The organism is Spirosoma horti, from assembly GCF_054776595.1.
Genome location: NZ_BAAHBQ010000008.1, coordinates 182,731 through 204,329 on the forward strand (window position 1 = coordinate 182,731; position 21,599 = coordinate 204,329).

16 protein-coding genes are annotated in these 21,599 nt (G+C 48.0%); 7 read left to right on the forward strand and 9 right to left on the reverse strand.

What is annotated here, in order from left to right:
• The first annotated feature begins 63 nt into the window (after positions 1-63).
• Both ACYVAM_RS24470 and ACYVAM_RS24475 read left to right on the forward strand, forming a co-directional pair.
• The gene (locus tag ACYVAM_RS24470) at positions 64-501 is read left to right on the forward strand and encodes a hypothetical protein (protein ID WP_461071984.1); all 438 of its coding nucleotides are present in this window, start codon (positions 64-66) and stop codon (positions 499-501) included.
• 105 nt (positions 502-606) lie between these two features.
• On the forward strand, positions 607-1,335 hold the full coding sequence (locus tag ACYVAM_RS24475; protein ID WP_461071986.1) for a 3-keto-disaccharide hydrolase: 729 nt from the start codon (positions 607-609) through the stop codon (positions 1,333-1,335).
• Between the two features lie 3 nt (positions 1,336-1,338).
• Here the strand turns inward: ACYVAM_RS24475 and ACYVAM_RS24480 are convergent, their stop codons facing one another.
• The 4 genes from ACYVAM_RS24480 to ACYVAM_RS24495 form a co-directional block, all read right to left on the reverse strand.
• On the reverse strand, positions 1,339-2,370 hold the full coding sequence (locus ACYVAM_RS24480; protein WP_461071988.1) for an aldose epimerase family protein: 1,032 nt from the start codon (positions 2,368-2,370) through the stop codon (positions 1,339-1,341).
• Positions 2,371-2,463: 93 nt separating this feature from the next.
• A complete protein-coding gene (locus ACYVAM_RS24485) occupies positions 2,464-3,291 on the reverse strand; it encodes a TIGR02757 family protein (RefSeq protein ID WP_461071990.1) in 828 nt (275 codons plus the stop codon).
• Positions 3,288-3,500 (reverse strand): hypothetical protein, encoded by a 213-nt coding sequence (locus ACYVAM_RS24490; protein ID WP_461071992.1) that lies wholly within the window; start codon positions 3,498-3,500, stop codon positions 3,288-3,290. Before ACYVAM_RS24490 ends, ACYVAM_RS24485 begins: the two co-directional genes overlap by 4 nt.
• A 7-nt stretch (positions 3,501-3,507) precedes the next feature.
• The gene (locus tag ACYVAM_RS24495) at positions 3,508-4,794 is read right to left on the reverse strand and encodes a LysM peptidoglycan-binding domain-containing protein (protein ID WP_461071994.1); all 1,287 of its coding nucleotides are present in this window, start codon (positions 4,792-4,794) and stop codon (positions 3,508-3,510) included.
• A gap of 60 nt (positions 4,795-4,854) precedes the next feature.
• Between ACYVAM_RS24495 and ACYVAM_RS24500 the strand changes: the two genes are divergently transcribed.
• Positions 4,855-5,007: a hypothetical protein gene (locus ACYVAM_RS24500; RefSeq protein WP_461071996.1), complete on the forward strand. Its 153-nt coding sequence runs from the start codon at positions 4,855-4,857 to the stop codon at positions 5,005-5,007.
• A gap of 146 nt (positions 5,008-5,153) precedes the next feature.
• A complete protein-coding gene (gene porX, locus ACYVAM_RS24505; protein ID WP_461071998.1) occupies positions 5,154-6,734 on the forward strand; it encodes a T9SS response regulator signal transducer PorX in 1,581 nt (526 codons plus the stop codon).
• An 82-nt stretch (positions 6,735-6,816) separates the two neighbouring features.
• Here porX and ACYVAM_RS24510 read toward each other — a convergent pair whose 3' ends face one another.
• The gene (locus tag ACYVAM_RS24510; protein ID WP_461072000.1) at positions 6,817-8,049 is read right to left on the reverse strand and encodes an ROK family protein; all 1,233 of its coding nucleotides are present in this window, start codon (positions 8,047-8,049) and stop codon (positions 6,817-6,819) included.
• Positions 8,050-9,110: 1,061 nt separating this feature from the next.
• Positions 9,111-10,265, reverse strand: coding sequence for a glycoside hydrolase family 26 protein (locus ACYVAM_RS24515; RefSeq protein WP_461072002.1), 1,155 nt, complete (start codon positions 10,263-10,265; stop codon positions 9,111-9,113).
• Positions 10,266-10,631: 366 nt separating this feature from the next.
• On the opposite strand from ACYVAM_RS24515, the gene ACYVAM_RS24520 reads away from it, so the two are divergent.
• The 3 genes from ACYVAM_RS24520 (at position 10,632) to ACYVAM_RS24530 (ending at position 18,625) form a co-directional block, all read left to right on the forward strand.
• Complete coding sequence (locus tag ACYVAM_RS24520; RefSeq protein WP_461072004.1) at positions 10,632-13,703, forward strand: SusC/RagA family TonB-linked outer membrane protein; 3,072 nt, start codon at positions 10,632-10,634, stop codon at positions 13,701-13,703.
• 27 nt (positions 13,704-13,730) lie between these two features.
• Positions 13,731-15,275, forward strand: a complete 1,545-nt coding sequence (locus tag ACYVAM_RS24525; protein WP_461072006.1) for a SusD/RagB family nutrient-binding outer membrane lipoprotein — start codon at positions 13,731-13,733, stop codon at positions 15,273-15,275.
• 98 nt (positions 15,276-15,373) lie between these two features.
• Positions 15,374-18,625, forward strand: coding sequence for a VCBS repeat-containing protein (locus tag ACYVAM_RS24530; protein ID WP_461072008.1), 3,252 nt, complete (start codon positions 15,374-15,376; stop codon positions 18,623-18,625).
• 8 nt (positions 18,626-18,633) lie between these two features.
• Here ACYVAM_RS24530 and ACYVAM_RS24535 read toward each other — a convergent pair whose 3' ends face one another.
• From ACYVAM_RS24535 to ACYVAM_RS24545, 3 genes are all read right to left on the reverse strand, one after another.
• Positions 18,634-19,314, reverse strand: a complete 681-nt coding sequence (locus ACYVAM_RS24535) for a cell division ATP-binding protein FtsE (RefSeq protein WP_461072010.1) — start codon at positions 19,312-19,314, stop codon at positions 18,634-18,636.
• Between the two features lie 131 nt (positions 19,315-19,445).
• The gene (gene fsa / locus ACYVAM_RS24540; protein WP_046575350.1) at positions 19,446-20,111 is read right to left on the reverse strand and encodes a fructose-6-phosphate aldolase; all 666 of its coding nucleotides are present in this window, start codon (positions 20,109-20,111) and stop codon (positions 19,446-19,448) included.
• A gap of 87 nt (positions 20,112-20,198) precedes the next feature.
• Complete coding sequence (locus ACYVAM_RS24545; RefSeq protein ID WP_461072012.1) at positions 20,199-21,350, reverse strand: galactokinase; 1,152 nt, start codon at positions 21,348-21,350, stop codon at positions 20,199-20,201.
• Positions 21,351-21,599: the final 249 nt, after the last annotated feature.

The window sequence follows — 21,599 nt, forward strand, 5'->3', positions numbered from 1 at the left end:
ATTCCCCGGGCGAGTATATACTGCCTGGATCACTATTTTGCCAAAACCATCTAGTTTAAATATATGAGAACGACTTCATTTTTGCCTCTTTTTAGCATAGCTATCGTTTTTTTTCTGCTCAGTCTGTCTGGTTGTGATATCAATGCTATTGGACCCTACTATAACCTGGGCAAGTTTCAAACCCGAATCATTGCCGAAAATAAAGTTTTGGCTCATCTGGCAAGTCGCTATGATAAGCTATCATCGACTGATTTTGAGAAGATTAGTTACACGTTCGATCAGTCAATTCCCGTTACCGACTCACGGCATGCTGTGTGGTACAGCAAAACAGATCAGGAACTAGAGCTTGAGGCTGACATAGGCAGCGGTAGTTGCGCGATCTGGAAAGGGATCAATAAAGATGTTTTGCGTCAACTGGCAATCAGCGGCAGGGGTCTGATCTATGCCGATTCACTCGGCCAATCAACAGGAACGAACTACCGGAACTGTGTTAGAAATTAGGGAAGCGACCCAGATGCGCTGGAATAAGGTAGTGAATTATGGTTGCCTGATGAGGAGTTTATGGGTGAGCTTTGCCTTTGATAGATTCAACTTAGTATAATCGTTATGTCGCTTCGGCTGTTTACAATTGGTTTGTTGCTCTGTTTTTGTTTCGTTGGCGTACAGGCTCAACCACTTAATACGTTATCGCCCCAGGAGAAGAAAGAAGGCTGGAAGCTGTTGTTTAATGGTCAGAATACCGCAGGTTGGCACAAATACGGCGCGAAAGGCGTAGGATCTTCCTGGCAAATTGAACAAGGGGCCTTAAAACTGAATGTACCCAACCGGGTTGGCAACAAAGCACCGGATGGGGGCGATCTGGTAACCGATCTAGCGATCTCCGGTGATTTTGAACTGGTTGCCGAATGGAAAGTAGAGCGGTTTACAAACAGTGGTATCTTTTTCTTCGTCCAGGAGGAACCCCAGTATAAAAATATTTTTGATACTGGGCTGGAACTCCAGGTGCTGGACGATGCCATCTATGAAGGAGCCAACGAAAACAAGCACCGCGCCGGCGATTTCTTCAGCGTGGCTAACGCCCGTGTTCGTGAACTACAGCCCGTTGGTAGCTGGAACAAGGTTCAGTTTACGCTGAAAAAGAACAAGCTAACCGTGTCCTTAAATGGCTACAGTATTCAGGAGCAGGATTTAAATAGTCCCGAGTGGAAGCAGCGTATAGCCGCCAGCAAGCTGAAAGACGCGCCCATTGGCAAAGGGAAATATACCGGGCGAATCGGCCTGCAGGACTGGGGAAGCACCGTCTGGTTCCGAAATATTAAGCTGCATTCGTTGTAGACCTTATTCCAGCCGCACCCACATCGTACCGGAAAGGGTTTCGCCAGGATTCAGAATGGTCAAACCATCTCCGTTGTTGAACGCATCGACATTGGCCGTAAGGGGTTCGATGGCGATGCTATCCCGCCGGGGTGGTGTATAGCAAACGAGATAATTAAGTTTGTTCTGGCCGGTTTGCTGACCAATAGTGAGTTTGAGTCCCGTTTTGAGAGAAGTCAGAATCGTTTCGGCAAACGGATTTGGAGCGTCAGACTTACTTGTTGGCTCAATGGCAAACGCCGTATCGAGTTGCTGCCCGTCTAGCTTTATCGTGCCACCTGACTCAAGCCCTTTTCTGCCTTCCGGAATCATATTGTCGTTGAGAACAATAGGGGCGCGGTTCGGCAACGACAAGCTCATCTGATCGACCGGCTCCTCTGACAAGGTAAAATACGGATGCCAGCCAAAGGCCGCCGGGCAACGTGTTGCGCCGGTGTTGAGGGCTGAATAACTGATCTCCAGGGCACACATACGGTCATCGTCTGCGTGGTCTCCGTAAGTCAGCTGATTTGCCTGTACGAGTTTATACGAAACCGTTAGCGCAAACGGGAATGGGTAGCCGATGGTATCGCCCTCATAGGTATAGCGAACAACCAATTGAGCGTACGTAGACGTGGTTTCCTGACTAACAACCGAAAACGGTCGACCATGAACGAACCCATGAATAGCGTTATCGCGTTTCTGCTCGTTCATTTTCAACGCGTAATCTGATCCCTCAAAATGATAAATTCCATGCCGGATGCGGCTGGGGAATGGATACAGCAAAGCACCGGCGTAGCCCTCATCACTAAAAAGTGCTTGTGGTGACTCGGGCGTCAACAACAGAGCAAATAGATCGTGTCCTTTTCGTAAGACCAACCGGCGGAGAATACCTCCATACTCTGGAATAATGGTAATGAACTCGCCTGTCTCTGTATGTTCGAGTATGTACTCCGTAAGTGGCTCAGTTCCGTCGGGCAGCGTGCCAAATGCCTGGGTTGTTATCTGAAAGGGCATAATATAAAAGATGCAGGTCAGTCAATTGGTAATCCTTCCGGCCCGTGTATTGTTTGATGTTGGTCTCAAAAAAGCAGCCAAAGCACAAAAAAACTACATTTCGCCTTCCACACCCAAGCCAAAAAGTGCAAAATCATATCGGACGGGATCGGATGGATCGAACTGGCGGAGAGTTTCGGTTAGCTCAAGAGCGGCCTTCCAATCGGTTTGGGGACGGGAAAGCAATGTCAACTGACGAGCTACCCGGTTGACGTGTACATCAATTGGTATGACTAACTGATCGGGGCGCAGGCGTGTCCAGATCCCGAAGTCGACCCCACGATCATCCTGCCGCACCATCCAGCGCAAAAACATCAGGAGCCGCTTGCAGGCCGAATTCCGCGCTGGAGTAGCAATGTGTTTGCGTGTACGTTCGGGGAAAAAATCGGTGAGCCCACAGAACCGGTCATGAAAGACAATCAGGGAACGTTCGACCGTACATGGCTCCGGCTGGTAATGGGTTGTTTCTGTCGATAATTTCCATGCCGTATTAGGCAGGAAAGCATCTTCCAACGAGTCATTTTCCTGATAATACTGTCTGAAAAAATGAAGAAAATACAGCGCATCGGTTGCGTTGAACGTACGGTGTTTGAACGTCAAAAAACGCTTTAGATCGCTTTCCTGGTGGTTACGAATGAAATCGTAGGGAGCCCCATCCATTGACTCCACTAATTCGGTTGTCTTTTTGAGAATAACCGGGCGCTGGCCCCAGGCTAGTACGGCTGCCCAGAAACCCATAATTTCAATGTCCTGCTTTTGACTGAAGCGATGGGGAATGCTTATGGGATCGCGCTCAATAAAGGAAGGCCGATTGTATTGATCGGCCTTCGCATCTAAGAAGTCTTTTAAAGAAGAACTGTAGTGGAGTTCATTCGCCATCATTTACTTTTTCCTCCGCTGACAACCCAGGCGGCTGCTTTCGAAATGCCCGAAAAAATAGCCAGCAGGCCAGACATGACAAAAGTGAAGACCGCAATGAACGGATAGGCCAGGGTGAACATAATGCTGAATGTTAAATAGCCCGGCGAAGCTTTCATTTGTTCGTCGCGTTCACGGTGACGTCGGGCAATGCGTTCTTCTTTGGTTTCCATACTTGAGTTATCGGACAATGTAACTGACCTCAGCCCGAAAACGCCGATCCTGGGGCGAAAGTTTCGCAAAAGCCTGCGTCGATAATTTAATTAGAATCTTATCATTCACGCCCGTATTAGGCAACCGGCCAATTACTTTCACCCAGAGACTCTGGTTGTTGAATTCATTTCGTACCTGTACCAGCGTACCGATGGGAGCTGTCCGATGCAAGGCCAGATATTTTCCTGACCCGTCGTTCCCTTCGATCATCTCCGCCACGCCACTACTGGAAATGCGACGGCCGCGTGTTGGCATGGGTGCATCGTTTCCGGGGCGGGGTGGTTCAATCTCTTCGGCCGGTTTTTCCAGTGATTTATCAGAAGGTTTGTCAGCTGTTTTCTCAACGGGTTTCGTTGTGGGGCGGGTTTCGGGCTCCGTTGGTTTTGTTGCGGTCGGGGCGGGTAAGGCTGGGCGTTCGGTTTTTGGTTCGGCTGGTGTTGTCGATTTTGGTTCGGTTGGATGTGTTTCCGTCGGTCGGGTCGCTACATGCGGTGCTGCTTCGGTCTCAGTCCGCCGGGTAGGCAACTCGGTGGGTTTGGCGGGCGTCTCGGTTGGTTTGCTTGTCGTAGTTGGAGTGGTCGGTGCTGGCGATGAGGGCATACGATCCACGTACGCTTTTTCTGAAACAATCAGCGCCTGACCGATCAGTACATTGTTGCCGGGCAGGTTGTTCCATTTGCGCAGATCAGCCTGCGATACACCATATCGGCTGGCCAGGCTATACAGCGTTTGCCGGGGCTCTACCACATGTATACCCGCTTTTGCCGGATCGTCAGCTCTAATAATCTGTTTATCAGCTATCTTTTTGTTGATCGGCTTTTCGGTCTTCGTTTCGCTGGGCGCAGGCTTTTCTTTCGGCTCGACTACCGGATTGGTTTTCTCAACGACTTTGGCTTCTTTTTTCTCCGTTTTTTCCTGTTTCTTGATCGCTTTGTCGATTACCTTTTCCTCTTTCCGGCTTAGCGCGCCATCAGGAATAGGCACCCTGACTAGCTCGGCATATTTTACGGCATTGGCCAGCGTTGGGTTAGCCGCTTTTATCTCAGCTACTGATCGACCATATCGGCGGGCAATGGCATAAAGTGTCTGGCCCTCATCGACACGGTGAATAATATAGCGTTTACCATCTTTTTTTTCAACGCCGATGGAGTCGACAACCGTTGCCGTTGTGGATGGAGCTGGCCAGGCTTCAGCAGGATAGGATAGCATGCCGATTGCCAGCCATAAAGCCATATGAACAGGAATTTTTTTCATGGGTTATTATCAGCCGGGAGGTGGTCGAAGTTAGGCACAACGGCCAATTCTATAAACGGCATGGAGTTTAAAATTAGCGCAAAAATAGGTCTGTTTTTATGCAGAGCAGCTGGTAAATCACAATTCTTATCTAGGCTTAAAGAACGTTCTGGGTTTACTTTTTTTGCCATAGTTGCGACAAAAATACCTTTTTCTGCTGTTAAAAAACCTTAAAACTGAACCACCTGAACAGAAGCGGTCGTTTGCTGTTTAACTATGAAGGAGCAAGGAGTTAAAAGATGAGCGTTGCCGACGCGTTACTAGACAAATGTTGGTCAGGCCACACTCCTAACTCCCACCTTCTCACTCCTTACACTATTATGCAAAATTATTCGATACTTTGGGCCGATGATGAAATAGACCTTCTGAAACCCCACATCCTTTTTTTGAAAAATAAAGGGTATGACGTTACCTCGGTCAACAGTGGTGCCGATGCGCTCGATCAGGTTGAGCAGACCAACTATGACGTCGTATTTCTGGATGAAATGATGCCTGGTATGACAGGACTGGAAACGCTCTCGCAGATAAAGCAGATGCGCCCGAACCTGCCCGTGGTAATGATTACCAAGAGTGAAGAGGAGCACATTATGGAAGAAGCGATCGGCTCCAAAATTGCTGATTACCTGATCAAGCCCCTCAATCCCAATCAAATTTTGTTGTCGGTTAAGAAAATCCTGGACAATAAGCGGCTCGTAACCGAACGCACAAATATTGGGTATCAGCAGGACTTTCGAAATATTTCTATGCAGTATAACGACCGCATGGATTTTGACGAATGGGTCGATGTCTATAAAAAGCTTATCTATTGGGAATTGGAACTCGATAGTTCGCAGGACAAAAGTATGTCGGAGGTTATGAACATGCAGAAGAGTGAGGCCAACTCTGAATTCTGCAAGTTCGTGATGGACAATTACGAAGACTGGCTGAATGAGCCAAAAATGGAGAGCCCCATTATGTCGCATCAACTGATGCGCAAAAAGGTGTTCCCATTGGTGGAGGCCGCTGGCAGTACAACTGCTTCAGGTGGTGCACCTTTGTTCTTTCTGCTGATCGACAACCTGCGGTATGATCAATGGAAAATTATCGAGCCTCTGCTGGCCGAATACTTTACCGTTGAAGAAGAGTCGTCTTACTATTCTATTTTGCCAACGACAACGGGGTTTGCCCGGAACGCCATTTTTTCGGGCATGATGCCCAGCGAAATGGAACGCAAGCACCCTGATTTATGGGTTAATGACGATAGTGAAGATGAAGGACTTAACAACCATGAAGAGGAGTTCCTGCGTCGGCAGCTCGAGCAAAGCCGCCTGAACATCAAGATGTCGTATCATAAGATTTTGAACGTCAACCAGGGAAAATCGCTTGTCGATAACTTCAATAACCTGTTGCAGAATCAACTGAACGTCGTCGTTTATAACTTCGTGGATATGCTGTCGCACGCCCGTACGGACATGGCCATGATTAAGGAACTGGCTCCCGATGAGTCGGCTTACCGGTCTATCACCCGGTCGTGGTTCTTGCACTCGCCCTTGCTGGAGTTTGTGCAGAAAATTGCAGCCAAGGGCGGTCGTCTGATTGTTACGACCGATCACGGAATGATTCGGGTGCAGAAGCCAGCCAAAATTGTTGGCTACCGCGAAACGAACACGAATTTGCGCTATAAGCAGGGTAAAAACCTTGGCTTTGATGACAATCACCTGTTTGTAGGTCGTAAACCGGAACGGTTATTTCTGCCAAAGCCACACGTATCAACTGCTTACGTGTTCACGCTGGAAGACTATTTCTTCGCGTATCCCAATAACTACAACTATTACGTTAACCACTATCGCAACACATTCCAGCATGGTGGGGTATCGCTCGAGGAAATGATTATTCCATTTTCTTATCTGAAGGCGAAATAGACACGTAACGTACTACATAAAAAGGGTGAATTTCACGTCTGGCCAGTAATGGCCAGACGTGAAATTCACCCTTTTTATGTGATCAGTAATTAGCAAAAATATCTTCCATCATGTAAGCATGCGTACCTAACCATTTTGCGGTCCCTTCCAGTTGGGTGAGTTCGATGGTCATGTCATTCCGAAAGTCGCTCAAACAGTATTTACTGATTGCTTGCTCAATGGTGTTGACGATATAAGCCGCGGCTTTCGCCAGAACGCCATCTACAATAATGATCTCAGGATTAAATAGACTAATGGCAATAGCCAGCCCTTTCCCCAGTTGAAAGCCGGTTTCATGCAGTACATCAATGGCATAGGAATCGCCATGATGCGCTGCGTTTATAATCTCGTCGATGTCGATCTGATCGACCTGATCCCGGAAAGAGGCCATTTTAGAGACTTGTCCTGCCAAAATATCCCGTTGTACCCGCTTAACCAGCGCCGATGCTGACGTAATGGTATTCAGGCAACCAATTTTACCACAGTAACAAAGCTCACCTTCTGGATCAACCTGAATATGGCCCAGTTCACCAGCGAAGCCACTGGCTCCCTGAAATACCTCGCCGTTTACCACGATGCCCAGTCCTACACCCCAGTCAATGTTAATGGCCAGCACCTGTTTTTTACCCTGGGCTCCCCCAAATCGGCTTTCACCCAGTACGGTTGCTTTGGTATCGTTAATCAGGTAAACGGGTTTGCTCAGTAGCTCCGATAACCCATGTGTTAATGATTCGCCCGTTTGCTGGAGATTCATATAGGTTAAATTTACACCCCGGCGCGCGTCGATCAGTCCCGGCATGGAAACACCTACCGCAATAACATCACTGGTACTGATGCCCGAATCGGCCAGTGCACTGGTGAAATAATGGGCCAGAGATGACAGAAAAGTTGGATTATCCTGAAGCCGTAAATCATAATCACCTCGAAAAATTATTTTCCGATAGATATTCATGAACAGGATTTTGGTGTCGTGCGTACTGACATCTAATACGGCCACATAGTTGTGTTGCGTATTCAGCCCAAACAGAACGGGTCGGCGCCCGTTGCTTCCGGTGGCTGTTCCAATAGGAGTTACCCATTGGGTATTAATGAGCTCTTCAACCAGACTCGTTACAGAGGGCACACTGCTGTGCAATGTCTTTGTGAGGTGAGCCAGGGTACAGGTCCCCTCTGCATATAGGTGTGCCAGTACTTTTCGCTGCTTTTGATTCTTTTTGTAATCAACGACTGACTGTTGACTGGTTACTTCTTCATCCAGGATATAAGATGTATTCATGGTAACGTATAATGGGAAATCGCTGCGGGAAGGAATTAGGAGCGGTAATATAACTTTTTAGTTCTAAAGCAATACTCCTCGCTGAACTACTTACACGATTAGCTGCTATAATTTTAAAAACTTAGCTATAATTCAGTAATTTTCGACATTAGTTTGCCATATATTATAAAAAAATTTACTAGAAGGTCATTGGTTATTATTATCCGGAACAAAAGCTTTCTATTGTTGAATGTATTTTTTGTCGGAAGTGGTGTTCTATCAGGTTTGGTTAAACGGATACAGCATACCCATTGCCAGAAAACCGACCAGCAGGAACATTCACCACTCCGTATTATTTTTATAGGCGAAATCCTTGCGCCAGTGGCTCCTTACATACCTGACGATAGGGGAGGCAACAACAACGGTAATAAGGACCAGTTTCAGGAAGTTTTTCGATAGCGGACCAATTGTTTTGCCAACCGAAGCGCCAGTATCCTTGGGACGCCAGTTCCTTTGGTCCGCTGTTCCGCCATGAAAGCCACCAACCGATAGAGACCCAGGCAGGCAAGTAGTTCGGAATGGACAGAGTGGCAAACGTCAGCGCAATGGGACCAATATGCTGTTCAGCCCGGTACAGTTCATCGTATGCCACTGCACTAAGGTGAAAGTTCGCCCTGTCTGACGCTGGAGTTATGCCATAACCAGAACTCCATAAACATCCTTGGTACTAAAAGACACGATCAACAATACCAGCTTTTCCAGTTCTCCCAGTAGTATCTTTTTCATGAATGCTTACATGATTTGATTAGATACACTATAGTAAATCAAATAAGGTGCCAGATTCGGGAAAGTGCCTTCTGCGTTCAATAAGCCAGATAAGGAAGGCACTCCTGTCCAGAAACGGACGATTCATTGTCCAATCATGGACATGGACAAGGTGGACGAGCGTAGTAAATAAACGCTGCCAAGCAGCTAGGCCGGGTAGTCCGTTGATTAAGTCCGTTCGTTAGACCATCATGTACTTACGGGCTTCAGCCCGTGCGTCAATTCAGCTAATACACAGGCTTTAGCCAGTAGGTACATCAGAACCGCCATTTTCTTCGGTATAACTTAGGCAGGTCTGCTTCGAACCAGGTGTAGGGGTCCTGATAAAACTGAAGAAAATCCGGGACGCTGGCCTGACTAGGGTAGGGGGCATAATAATGGGTGGGACTACGCGGGTCATTGCGCCAGACAAGCACATAGGCAAGCCTCATTTTTTCGGCCTTCAGGGCTTTCAGCAACGTACTCGTCCACCAGGTTGTATCGGGAATCGACTCCAACCCCGTTTCGGTAAAGGCAGCTAGTTTTCCCGATTTCTGAGCGTAATCAGAGACAATCTTTAATTTTTGGCTTCCGGCGGCTATATTGTAACGTCCATTCCGGCCGAAATCGGCATAATCGTCCATGCCCACTAAATCGACCCACGCATCGCCAGGATACCGGTCGAGATACTCTGCTTCTGTCTTAAAAAGGCAATCGGGCGAAAAGGCATAGATGAAATTATGGACCTCCAGGCTGTCTCTGAGGTAAGAGACCGTAAAACGCCACAGTGAGACAAAATCTTCCCGTTTGCAATGGGGCTTTCCCCACCAGAACCATCCACCGTCGAACTCATGATAGGGCCGGAAAATCAGCGGAGCCAGGGAGCCATCGTTGCCGTTCACAGAGTTCGCCAGTTCGCCAATCGTCCGCAGAATCTTTTTGTATTCCTGGTGGTGTGACCCACCGGGAACAAGCATAGACACGGCGGGAGCCGAAACGGAATCGACCCAGTAGAAGCCTCCTTTCGATGCGGGGTTGGAAAAATGCCAGGCTACTGTGGTGACACCTCCCCGATTGTAAGTATCTACAATTTGTTTACGAAGCGATGCTTTGGCTTTCTCAATAGCCTCGGCTGGCCGACCGGATAAACCACTGAAATCGACGCCTATAACGGCTGGATGAGAGCCACTTACCGATTTGACATCGGATCTGTTTTCATCGCCCGCCCAGCCGTGTCCATATTCGGTAGCGTGCTGATGACCAAACAGAATATGTTTCCGATCGATCTTTCGTAAATTATGGTATAGTGCTTTTGTTTCTTTTGTTGCCTTTGCATCAATTGGTTTATTCCGAAAATCATCGGCCAGGAGAGACTTACTACCGAGTAAACTTGTCAGGTAGAATAACGCAATGAGCTTAAGGGTAAGGGGCATTACAACTAAAATTTGCTGGCTTTACAAGGGGGCCTTCAGTCAATGTTTAGCAAAGTTAATTCACCGATACCTTTCGAAAGCGGAGACCAGGCCGATTTCTTTGCTGAAACGAAACAGGCAGAAAAGAGGATGCTAAAGAAGGCAATGAAACCAGGCAACAAAAACTATCCATATTTATAAATCGAGAACGAATTTTAGCATCATACAGCGTATTTATATTAAGAAACGTATCTATATTTGAGTATAAATACGGCTATAAATCTGACTTCCTGGTTTGAGTAGTTGCTGTGCCTTTGAAATGGCATCGGCAGCCAATTGTAATTCTGAATAAACTAAAATACGTACACCTTTACTTCCGCTACCAATATGCAAAAACAGGTACTCTATTTTAAAATTTTTGTCCTTACGCTCCTATCAACCCTTAGCTTCGCACAGAGTGTTGAGGTGAAAGGGCGCATTACGGGTGAGGGAGGAACGCCCATTTACGGCGCGAACGTAGTTGTGAAAGGAAGCCGACAAGGGGCTATCTCAGACGAAAAAGGGGATTATCGAATTCAGGTGCCTAAAGGATCTACCCTGACCGTAAGTTTTATTGGTTACGTAGCGAAAGATGTGGCTGTGGGCAATAATTCAACGCTAAACATATCCCTGGCTCCTCAGTCGTCAGTATTAAACGAGGTTGTGGTTACGGCGCTCGGGATTAAAAAGGAGCGTAAATCGCTTGGGTATTCCACGACCGAAGTAAAAGGGGAGGAGTTGACCCAGGCCCGTTCGGTCAACGTCGCTAACTCGCTGGTAGGTAAAGTAGCTGGCCTGAACATTACAGGAACGGCTTCGGGGCCTAGTGGGTCAAGCAGGATAACGATTCGAGGGAATGGCTCCATTGGTGGCAATAACCAACCCCTGATTGTTGTAGATGGTATCCCGATCAACAATGACAACCTCGGCTCCGTAGGTATGTGGGGCGGTTCGGATAAAGGAGATGGCATTTCCAGCCTTAACCCCGATGAAATTGAAACGATGAACGTGCTGAAAGGGGCTACGGCAGCGGCTCTGTATGGTTCCCGGGCATCTAACGGCGCTATTCTGGTTACGACAAAGGGTGGTAGGATTGGCAAAGGGATTGGTGTTGAAGTGAACAGTAATTTCGTTGCGGAAGACCTGCTGATCAAAAAATTCAAGGATTACCAGTACGAATACGGCGCTGGAAACAATGGTCAGAAACCGACCACCGTTCTCGAAGCAACAACGACTAACAGTTGGGGTGGCAAGCTGGATGGAACCAACGTTATTCAATATGATGGGGTGTCACGGCCTTACACGGCGCAACGGGATAACCTGACAAATTTCTACAAAACCGGGAGCACCTTTACCAACTCAATTGCCCTGAGTGGCGCCAGCGACAAAGTCACATACCGACTATCCATGAATGACCTGAACAATCATGGACTAATGCCGAACAACACATTGCACCGGAACAACTTTGCGTTGAATACCAATGCAACACTCGGGCCCAACCTGACGGTAGTCGCCAACGTGAAATACATAACCGAGAAAAACCACAATCGTCCCCGATTGTCGGACTCACCCGGTAATGCCAACTATACGCTCTTTACCATGCCGACCTCGCTTCCGATCTCAACCATGCGGGATAATGTCTTTGACAGCCAGGGCTATGAAAAGGTGTGGTCGGAGAATATCTATGTGCAGAATGCGTATTTCGCCACTAATCAGTACAAGCAGGACGACCAGAAAGACCGCGTCATTGCAGCTCTGGAGCCGACGTATACGATAAACAGTTGGTTATCATTAATGGGCCGACTAGGCTTCGATACGTATACCTATCGCAATACTGAAATCACACCGACCGGAACGGCCTATCAATTAAACGGGGGCTATAATACGAACCTGCGCAATTTTACGGAACGAAACGCCAGCCTGAATGCAACCATTAAGCATAGCATCACGTCCGATATCGGAATGAATTTATTGATCGGGGGCAACCTGATGAAGCAGGTTAACAAGCTGGATAACTACAGTGGAAACGGCTTTAATATTCCATTCTTTTACGATATATCCAACGTCAACCCGGATGCTCGAAGTATTACGTATAACTACATCGAGAAGCGCATTAACTCCGTTTATGCGTCAGCGGACTTTTCCTTCAAGAACTACTTATATCTGACATTGGGTGGTCGTAATGATTGGTTCTCAACCCTGGCAGCGGGTAAAAATAGCATCTTTTACCCATCTGTGGGGTCAAGTTTTGTGCTGTCGGAAGCAGTCAAAATGCCTGCAGCCATCAACTATGCGAAGATTCGCGGCTCGTGGGCGCAGGCTGGTGGCGACACGGACCCCTATAATCTGTCGTTGTATTACGGCTTGACAGGGGCGCACCTTGGGCAGCCGCTTGGGCAGATCAATGGAAGCCAGGTGCCTAATTCAAATCTTCAGCCGCTGACATCCACTACCTTCGAGCTAGGCTTTGAGGCTCGCCTTTTCAATAATCGCTTAGGCATCGACTTCGCTGTTTATAATCGCAAAACAACCAATGATATTGTAGCCGCTTCGATTTCGGGAACGTCTGGTTTCTCAACGGCGCTGTTCAATGTGGGTCAGATCAAAAATAATGGCGTTGAGCTTTTGTTGAATTACGGAGTCGTTAAGAGTAGTGCCTTTACCTGGGATGCTTCATTTAACATAGCCTACAACAAGAACCGGGTTGTTTCACTCTATGGTGATCTTCAGAACCTTCAGGTGGGCGACCCCGCCCGTTCGCAGGCGGCTTATGTTTTCCAGGAAATCAACCAGCCCTTTAGCTTAATCAAAGGCTTTGCATACAAGCGGGATGCGGGCGGTAATGTCATCTACGATGCCCAGGGATATCCGCTTAAAAGCGACCTGGTTTCGTACGGAACGGGCATTTCGCCCATCACGCTCGGCTTTACCAACTCATTCCGGTATAAGGGAATTGGCCTGAGCTTCCTGATCGATGGCAAATTTGGCGGGCATATTTACTCCGGTACCAATGCACTGGCTTACCGATACGGGTTGCAGTCCGGCACCTTGCCGGGCCGTGAAACAGGTATTGTTGGTGTAGGTGTTAACGAGAAAGGAGAGCCTAATGCGGTAAAGGTGCCGGCACAGCAGTATTATTCGTATCTCTACAATTTTGCTGAACCGTTTGTCTATAGTTCTGATTTCCTCAAACTTCGTCAGATCATTATCGACTATACCATTCCGGCGCGCCTGCTAAACAAGATGCCATTTAAGGCGGCATCCATCTCTATTGTGGGGCGTAATTTGGCTATCTTAATGAAGCATACGCCAAATATTGACCCAGAGTCGACGTATAACAACACCAACGCACAGGGATTGGAATTTGCGGGTACCCCATCGACCCGGTCAGTAGGTGTTAATCTCAATTTGAAATTCTAATCGTCCTCGCTCTAATTCCCGACAATTATGACTCGTACTATAGTGGTCTTGTTCACCCTGCTCACGGCGTTGGGTGCCTGCACAAAAGATTTTCAGCAAATAAATGTTAATCCCAATACGCCTAGCTCTGTGCCGCTTTCGTTTCTGTTGGCCCAGAGTCAACTGCAAATTGATGGGTCATCGCCTGATCCGGGGTATAAAACCTGGCGGGGTAATCTAATCTATTCCGGTCCAATGGTGCAGCAACTGGCCTCGACAAACTCCTATTATGTGGGCGACAAATATGTCTACAGCGTGGAGAACTGTGGTGCCTATTTTGCCGATTCGTACTCTAATTCCGTCAAGAATCTAGTCAATTTGATTGCGCTGGCTAAAGCCGATCCGGCAAACGTCAATGTGCTATCCATGGCGCGTATCCTGAAGGTATTTCAAATGCACCTGCTTACAGATATGTATGGCGATGTACCTTATTCGGAAGCTGGCCTGGGGTATTTAAATCAAGTATTTAGCCCAAAATATGACTTGCAGAAGGATATTTATGCCGACATGCTGAAGGAGTTGGATGAAGCAGGCAAAGCCCTGTCAACAAGCGCAACCGTTCCGAAATCGGCCGATTTTGCCTTTGGCGGTGACATTACCAAATGGAAAAAATTCGCGTATTCGCTGATGCTTCGGCTGGCGATGCGGATGCAGAAAGTTGATGCCACTACTGCACAGGCATGGACGAAGAAAGCCGTAGAGGGGGGCTTAATGACCAGCAACGACGATACATTTACGATCAAACATTCAACGGGGCCGACGTATAGTATCAACTCCAATTCGTATAACCTCAATATTTTTCCGTCGGGCGGCCGTAATATTCTGGCTGAAGATGCTGTGCTGTGGTCGAAAACGTTGATCGATATGATGAAGGCCCGCAAAGACCCTCGCGTAAATGTTATTGCGGCCATTTCGGGTGGCGACATGACCCCGGCTAAACAAAAGGGATTACCCAATGGCTACGACAACACAACGGGTACACCCTATAGCCTGGCAACGGTTGGCGATGCCAATGTGAAGAATTATTCCCGGCCCTCACCGCTGATGATCGGTGCTGAAGATCCGAACATTTTTCTGACGTATGCCGAAACCCGGTTCCTGCTGGCCGAAGCGATTGAGCGGGGCTGGGCGACCGGAACAGCCAAAGATGAATACGCTAAAGGTCAGGCCGCTGCTTTGTCGCAACTGGTTCTATACGACCCAACCGCGGCTATCACTAACACCGCCGACTACGTAGGTGCGAACCCGTATCCAACAGGAACACTGGCCGATAAACTGGAGCAGATCCATAGTGAAATGTTTATTCTGACGGCCACAACGATGAATTTTTATGAAGGCTGGGCAAACTACCGTCGCACGGGATTACCAAAACTTACCCCAACCAACTATCCGGGCAACGCAACCAATGGGCAGATTCCACGCCGGTTACGCTACCCACCCACCGAGGCCGCTGTAAACCCGAACTATGCCATCGCGAACGACCGGCAGGGAGGAGATTCGTTTATGGCCCGTATGTGGTGGGATAAACAGTAATCAAGTCTTTATAATTTTTAGGAAAAATGCCTCCCATCCTGGAGGCATTTTTCTTAGTATATTAGTGGGCTGTAGGGCCCGATCATTTTGTATACTGCATGAAACTGGTTTGTTTTTTTGTCGTGATTTCTTTTTTAGTTGGGTGTAAAAGCGGTTCGTCTGATTCGGTTTTTACGCTGCTAAGTTCCGATAAAACCCATATTGACTTCACCAATACAATTCAGGAAACCGAGAAAGACAACGTTCTGAATTACGAATATTTTTACAACGGCGGGGGAGTAGCCGCTGCCGATTTTAACAACGATGGCCTGATCGACTTGTATTTTACGGCTAACCAGGGAGAGGATAAGCTGTATATGAATGAAGGAAAACTAGCCTTCAAGGACATTACCAAAGAAGCCGGGATACGCTGGCAGGGCGAATGGAAAACGGGCGTAACCATAGTCGATATCAACAACGATGGCTGGCAGGATATCTACGTGTCTGTTTCGGCCAACATCGACAAACCAGAACTCCGCAGACACAAACTGTACATCAACAACAGGAACTTAACGTTTACGGACCGGGCAGCCGACTATGGGCTCGATCTGACGACGTATGCTACCCATGCCGCTTTTTTTGATTATGACAAGGATGGCGACCTCGATGTGTATCTGTTAAATCATAATGTAAAAGATTTCAAACGGTTCGATACCGATGCCGTTCATGCCATGCGTGATTCGCTGGCGGGGCACCGGCTGATGCGCAATGACAACGGAATGTTTCATGATGTAAGCGCTCAGGCTGGTATCAAGGGTAACCCTATTGGCTTTGGACTGGGTATTCATACGGCCGATCTGAACAATGACGGCTGGTTGGATATTTACGTCTCCAATGATTATCTGGAAGAAGATTACCTGTATCTCAACAACAAAAATGGAACGTTTACCGACGTTATCAAGCAGACGACCGGGCATGTGAGCTACTTCTCGATGGGAAACGATGTGGGCGATATCAATAATGATTTACTGCCTGATATTGTCACAATGGACATGCTTCCCGAAGACAATAAGCGCCAAAAACTGCTCTTTGGCCCCGATAAATACGAAGCCTATCTTTCTATGCTGCGCAACGGATTCCATCCGGAAGTGATGCGAAATATGCTGCAGCTCAATAACGGGGTTGATCGGGAAGGTAAGCCCACCTTTAGCGAAATTGGTCAATTGGCAGGCATCGCCAGCACCGATTGGAGCTGGTCGGCCCTGCTGGCAGATTATGATAACGATGGGTTCAAAGATCTGTTTGTGACTAATGGCTATTTGCGGGATTACACCAACAACGATTTCGTTAAATATTACGCTGATCAGGGACAGCAGGCGAACAAAAGTGTGCTGGAAGTGATCAGCCATATGCCATCTACCAAAACGCCCAATTACATCTTTCGAAACGAGCATAACCTCACGTTCTCCAATAAACAGAGTGATTGGGGCTTCACTACGCCAGTTATTTCAAATGGAGCCGTTTATGCCGATTTAGATAATGACGGCGACCTGGAAATTGTAACAAATAACATTAATGATAAGGCCTATGTATACCAGAACCAGACGGCCGAAATGTCGGGAAACCACTATATCGATATCGTCTTGAACGCCAAACAGGCAGCTCCATCAGCAACCGGAACAAAGGTGTACGTCTATAGTGGTGACTTACGGCAGTATCAGCAATATACGCCCACTCATGGCTTTCAGAGTAGCCTGATGACTCCAATGCATGTAGGTCTGGGTAATCATCAGGCAATTGATAGCCTAGTCGTTATCTGGCCCAATGGGATGGTGCAATCACTCAAAAACGTACCCGCTGATCAAAAGCTTACCATTAATTATACCCCTGCCTCATCGGTGGCTCAAGTCAATGCATCGCCGGTCGCTCCCTTGTTCGAACAAACCAATACGCTCGACTACACGCACCAGCAGGCAGAGCTGAATGACTTCAGCCGCCAGCTGTTGTTGCCTCACATGTATTCCTATGCAGGGCCTCGAATCGCCAAGGGTGATGTAAACCAGGATGGGCTCGAGGATATCTACATTGGCGGAGGCAAAGGACAGGCAGGGGAGCTGTTTACTCAGCAACGGGATGGGCGTTTTCTAAAGACTACACAGGCAGCTTTTAAACAGGATGCCCTTTGCACCGATACGGATGCAGCTTTTCTGGATGCTGATCGCGATGGAGACCTCGATCTCTACGTGACGAGTGGTGGTTATGAATACCTGCCAACTGATTTGTTGCTTCAGAATCGTCTGTACTTGAATGACGGAAAAGGAAACTTCAGTAAAGAGGCTGCCCGGCTGGACCCCAACGATTTTGCCGGAAATACGGTGGATGTGCTTGATTTTGATAAAGATGGTGACCCGGACCTGTTTGTTGGTGGGTCGGTTGTGCCTAACCAATACCCTCGCTACCAACCGAGCCGATTGTATCGCAATGAGAAGGGTAAATTCGTACCTGTAAAAACAGATGCGTTTACGGGATTAGGCCTGTTGACAGATGCCTGCATCATCGATTTCAATAAAGATGGATATGATGACATTGTGGCTGTTGGTGAGTGGACATCCATCATCCGTCTGCAAAATGATCATGGCGTTTTCAAGCAGGTTCATGATGACCTGGACCAGATCACCGGTTTTTGGCAAAGTATAAGCGGGGGTGATTTTGATAAGGATGGGGATGTGGATTTGATCATTGGAAACTACGGGCTCAACTGCCACTTTAAAGCATCACCAGCCCAGCCGCTCACCCTGTATACCGATGATTTCGACGGAAATGGCACGCTGGACCCCATTGTTTCCTATTACATTCAGGGAACAAGCTATCCGGCTTATAGCCGCGATGAACTGTTGGACCAATTAACGCCCCTCCGAAAAAAGTATACGTCTTATGCCTTGTATTCAGAGGCCACAACGGATGAAGTACTGAATGAATTTAAAGGAAAGACGCCGGTTAAAACAACGGTCAATGAGTTGGCCACGCTGTATCTGGTGAACGATAAAGGGCATTTTGACCGGCGAAAGCTGCCCATTCAGGCCCAGTTTGCTCCGGTCTATGCGATAGCGACGCAGGATCTTAACGGAGACGGGTATCTTGATTTACTGTTAGCTGGTAACCAAACACACGGGCGCGTCAGAACGGGAAATATCGACGCGAATTATGGTCAGGTTTACCTGAACGACAAAAGAGGGAGTTTTGTCTATATGCCCCAATACCAGTCCGGCTTATACCTGCGGGGAAACGCCCGGTCGTTGATGCTGGTTAATAACCAACTTATTGCCGGCATTAACAGCCAAAAAGTGCAGGTGTATAAAAAGATGAATTAGGGCAGGTATTACCCTTTCAACTCAATCACCTGGCCATCCTGGCAACGAAGCACACGGGCAGGGTATTTATGCAGAAGATCATAATTATGAGTGGCCATCAGAACGGCCGTACCAGCGTTGTTGATCGCTTGAAACACCTTCATAATTTGATCGGCAACGGTAGGGTCTAGGTTGCCGGTTGGCTCATCTGCAATAAGAATTTGCGGTTCATTGAGCATAGCGCGGGCCACGACGACCCGCTGCTGTTCACCACCCGAAAGCTGATGGGGCATTTTTTTCTGGGCCGTTCCCAAACCCACTTGCATCAGCACGTCGGCAATGCGGTTGTTCATGTCCGTTTTGTTGCTCCAGCCGGTTGCTTTGAGCACAAACTTCAAATTATCCTCGACGGAGCGGTCGAAAAACAACTGGAAATCCTGAAAGACGATGCCTATTTTCCGACGCAATTGGGGAATGTCCCGGGGCTTAAGCGCATCGAGCGAATAACCAGCGACAGTACCTTTTCCGTTTTGAAGCCAAAGGTCAGCGTATAACGTCTTCAGAAGCGACGTTTTACCACTTCCCGTTCGGCCAATAAGATAAGCAAAGTCGCCTTTGTTGATTTGAAAGGATACGTCGCCCAACACCAACTTCTTCCCCTGGTAGATGTCGGCATGATCGAGCGTAAGAACGGGTTCGGTAGAAAACATAGGCAAATTTTAGGTTTAGGGTATTCAGGACGGTTTGTGGGTAGTGGTTTGTAGTTGGCTGACGCGAAGCTACACATGCGTCAGCCAACTACAAACCACTACCCACAAACCGTAAAACCCGGTACCGTAAACTATTTTACTGGCAGATTCGCTTTTTCGTGGTCAGCCAGGAATTTAGCCAGACCGCTATCGGTAAGTGGGTGGCTGAGTAACATCTTCATAACGCTCAAGGGAGCCGTCATAATGTCGGCACCGATCTCAGCACATTGAATAACGTGCATTGGGTGACGTACGGAAGCTGCCAGTACTTCGGTTGTATAGCCATAGTTGGTGAAGATGGTCACGATCTGCTCGATCAATGCCATCCCGTCGGTTGAAATATCATCTAACCGGCCAACGAAAGGCGACACATAGGTAGCGCCTGCTTTAGCAGCCAGCAATGCCTGACCCGCCGAGAAAATCAGGGTGCAGTTGGTCCGAATGCCTTTTTCAGAAAAATATTTGATTGCCTTGATGCTGTCGCCACTCATTGGCACTTTTACCACGATATTTTCGTCGATATCCGCCAATTCTTCGCCTTCTTTGATCATCTCGTCGTAGGTGACGGAGATAACTTCAGCGCTAACATCGCTCTGTACGATTTCGCAGATTTGCTTGTAATGGCGCATTACGTTGTCTTTGCCCGTAATACCTTCTTTTGCCATCAGTGAAGGGTTGGTGGTAACCCCGTCGAGAATCCCCATATCCTGGGCTTCGCGAATGTCAGCCAGATTGGCTGTGTCAATGAAAAATTTCATGGTTAAACAATTAAACAGTTAAACAGTCGAGTCGTTAGTCAGTAAGGAGTTGGTAGCCGGATAAAATTGACTGCCTAAACGACCCTTCTAACTAATTACATTCGTCCCGTCCTGGATTTTGCAGACGTGAAGGTACGTATCTTTCCCCGTTCGGGCTTTATATTGTTTGGTAATCCGCTCGCTAAAATCGTTCAGCACGTTTTCCTGAACCAGATTGATCGTGCAACCTCCGAAACCCCCGCCCATCATGCGGGCGCCCAGTACACCCGGTTGCTGCCGGGCAATATCCACGAGTATATCCAATTCAGGGCAACTCACTTCATACCAATGACTTAGTCCTTCGTGGGAACCGTACATCAATTGGCCAAAAGTGGCTATATCATTGGCTTCAAGGGCCACAACACCGTCGAGTAATCGCTGGTTTTCCTGAACGACGTAGGCACATCGGCGATAAATCAACGGCTCGGCATCACGCAAATGCTGGTCAAGCATCGGCATGGTCACATCGCGCAGACTCCTGATTTCGGGGTAAAACGTTTGCAGGAATCGAACCCCCGCTTCGCACTGAGCCCGACGCGTGTTATACTCCGAGGTTACAAGCGAGTGCTTGACCTGCGAGTCGCACAGAACAATGCTTATGCCGTCCATCCGTAAGGGTGCATACGTATAGTCGAGAGACCGGCAATCGAGTTTAATTACGTGATCGGCTTTACCCATCATGCTGGCAAACATGTCCATGATGCCTACTTTGGCGCCCACAAACTCGTTTTCTGCCCGTTGGGATAGCTTCACCATGTCGACCCGGTCAATTCCTAGCTGAAAGAGTTCATTCAAGGCAAAACCTACTCCATTTTCGAGCGCTGCTGACGACGATAACCCCGATCCCATGGGAATCGTACCGCCAAACACACAGTTGAGCCCTCCTAAAGCATGACCCGCCAGCCGAAACTGGGCCACCACACCTAACAGATAATCGGCCCAGGTATGGGTAGACGTCAGGTTGTTCAACGAACCCTGGTAGGTTTTGTTAAGGTCGTGAGCAACGAAATGGAGTTCATTATCAGGACGTTGGCTTACAGCCAGATAGATGGCCTTGTCAATGGCTGCCGGGAGAACAAACCCTTCGTTATAATCGGTATGTTCGCCAATGAGATTAACGCGGCCGGGGGAGCAAATCAGGATAGGCTCGGCGTTGAAGGTTTGTCGGAAGGAATGGGTAAGCTGATCGAGTAGGTCCATGTTGGGTTTGGGAAATTTAGCGGTTTACTACAGCTAAATGCATAACCCGCTAAACAGCGTAACCGTCCCGAAAAACGATACCAGACTGGACGGAAACAAAAAATGGCAAACCAATGTCTCACCGCTACGACCACCTACCCTTGCTTCGGTCAAGACCTGGGGGATTCAGCAGGAGCTGGTAGCACCGATTTGCCGATGCAAAGTTAAGTAAATGTTAGTCAAACGACCAAATTTCGCCCGTACCTTTAC

Bases quoted from the DNA above. Each gene is read 5' to 3' on its own strand.
- ACYVAM_RS24500 (WP_461071996.1), top strand. From the start codon at position 4,855: ATGGAGTTTAAAATTAGCGCAAAAATAGGTCTGTTTTTATGCAGAGCA.
- ACYVAM_RS24485 (WP_461071990.1), bottom strand. From the start codon at position 3,291: ATGATGGCGAATGAACTCCACTACAGTTCTTCTTTAAAAGACTTCTTA.
- ACYVAM_RS24495 (WP_461071994.1), bottom strand. From the start codon at position 4,794: ATGAAAAAAATTCCTGTTCATATGGCTTTATGGCTGGCAATCGGCATG.
- ACYVAM_RS24515 (WP_461072002.1), bottom strand. From the start codon at position 10,265: ATGCCCCTTACCCTTAAGCTCATTGCGTTATTCTACCTGACAAGTTTA.
- ACYVAM_RS24480 (WP_461071988.1), bottom strand. From the start codon at position 2,370: ATGCCCTTTCAGATAACAACCCAGGCATTTGGCACGCTGCCCGACGGA.
- porX (WP_461071998.1), top strand. From the start codon at position 5,154: ATGCAAAATTATTCGATACTTTGGGCCGATGATGAAATAGACCTTCTG.
- ACYVAM_RS24475 (WP_461071986.1), top strand. From the start codon at position 607: ATGTCGCTTCGGCTGTTTACAATTGGTTTGTTGCTCTGTTTTTGTTTC.
- fsa (WP_046575350.1), bottom strand. From the start codon at position 20,111: ATGAAATTTTTCATTGACACAGCCAATCTGGCTGACATTCGCGAAGCC.
- ACYVAM_RS24520 (WP_461072004.1), top strand. From the start codon at position 10,632: ATGCAAAAACAGGTACTCTATTTTAAAATTTTTGTCCTTACGCTCCTA.
- ACYVAM_RS24490 (WP_461071992.1), bottom strand. From the start codon at position 3,500: ATGGAAACCAAAGAAGAACGCATTGCCCGACGTCACCGTGAACGCGAC.
- ACYVAM_RS24545 (WP_461072012.1), bottom strand. From the start codon at position 21,350: ATGGACCTACTCGATCAGCTTACCCATTCCTTCCGACAAACCTTCAAC.
- ACYVAM_RS24525 (WP_461072006.1), top strand. From the start codon at position 13,731: ATGACTCGTACTATAGTGGTCTTGTTCACCCTGCTCACGGCGTTGGGT.
- ACYVAM_RS24530 (WP_461072008.1), top strand. From the start codon at position 15,374: ATGAAACTGGTTTGTTTTTTTGTCGTGATTTCTTTTTTAGTTGGGTGT.
- ACYVAM_RS24535 (WP_461072010.1), bottom strand. From the start codon at position 19,314: ATGTTTTCTACCGAACCCGTTCTTACGCTCGATCATGCCGACATCTAC.
- ACYVAM_RS24470 (WP_461071984.1), top strand. From the start codon at position 64: ATGAGAACGACTTCATTTTTGCCTCTTTTTAGCATAGCTATCGTTTTT.
- ACYVAM_RS24510 (WP_461072000.1), bottom strand. From the start codon at position 8,049: ATGAATACATCTTATATCCTGGATGAAGAAGTAACCAGTCAACAGTCA.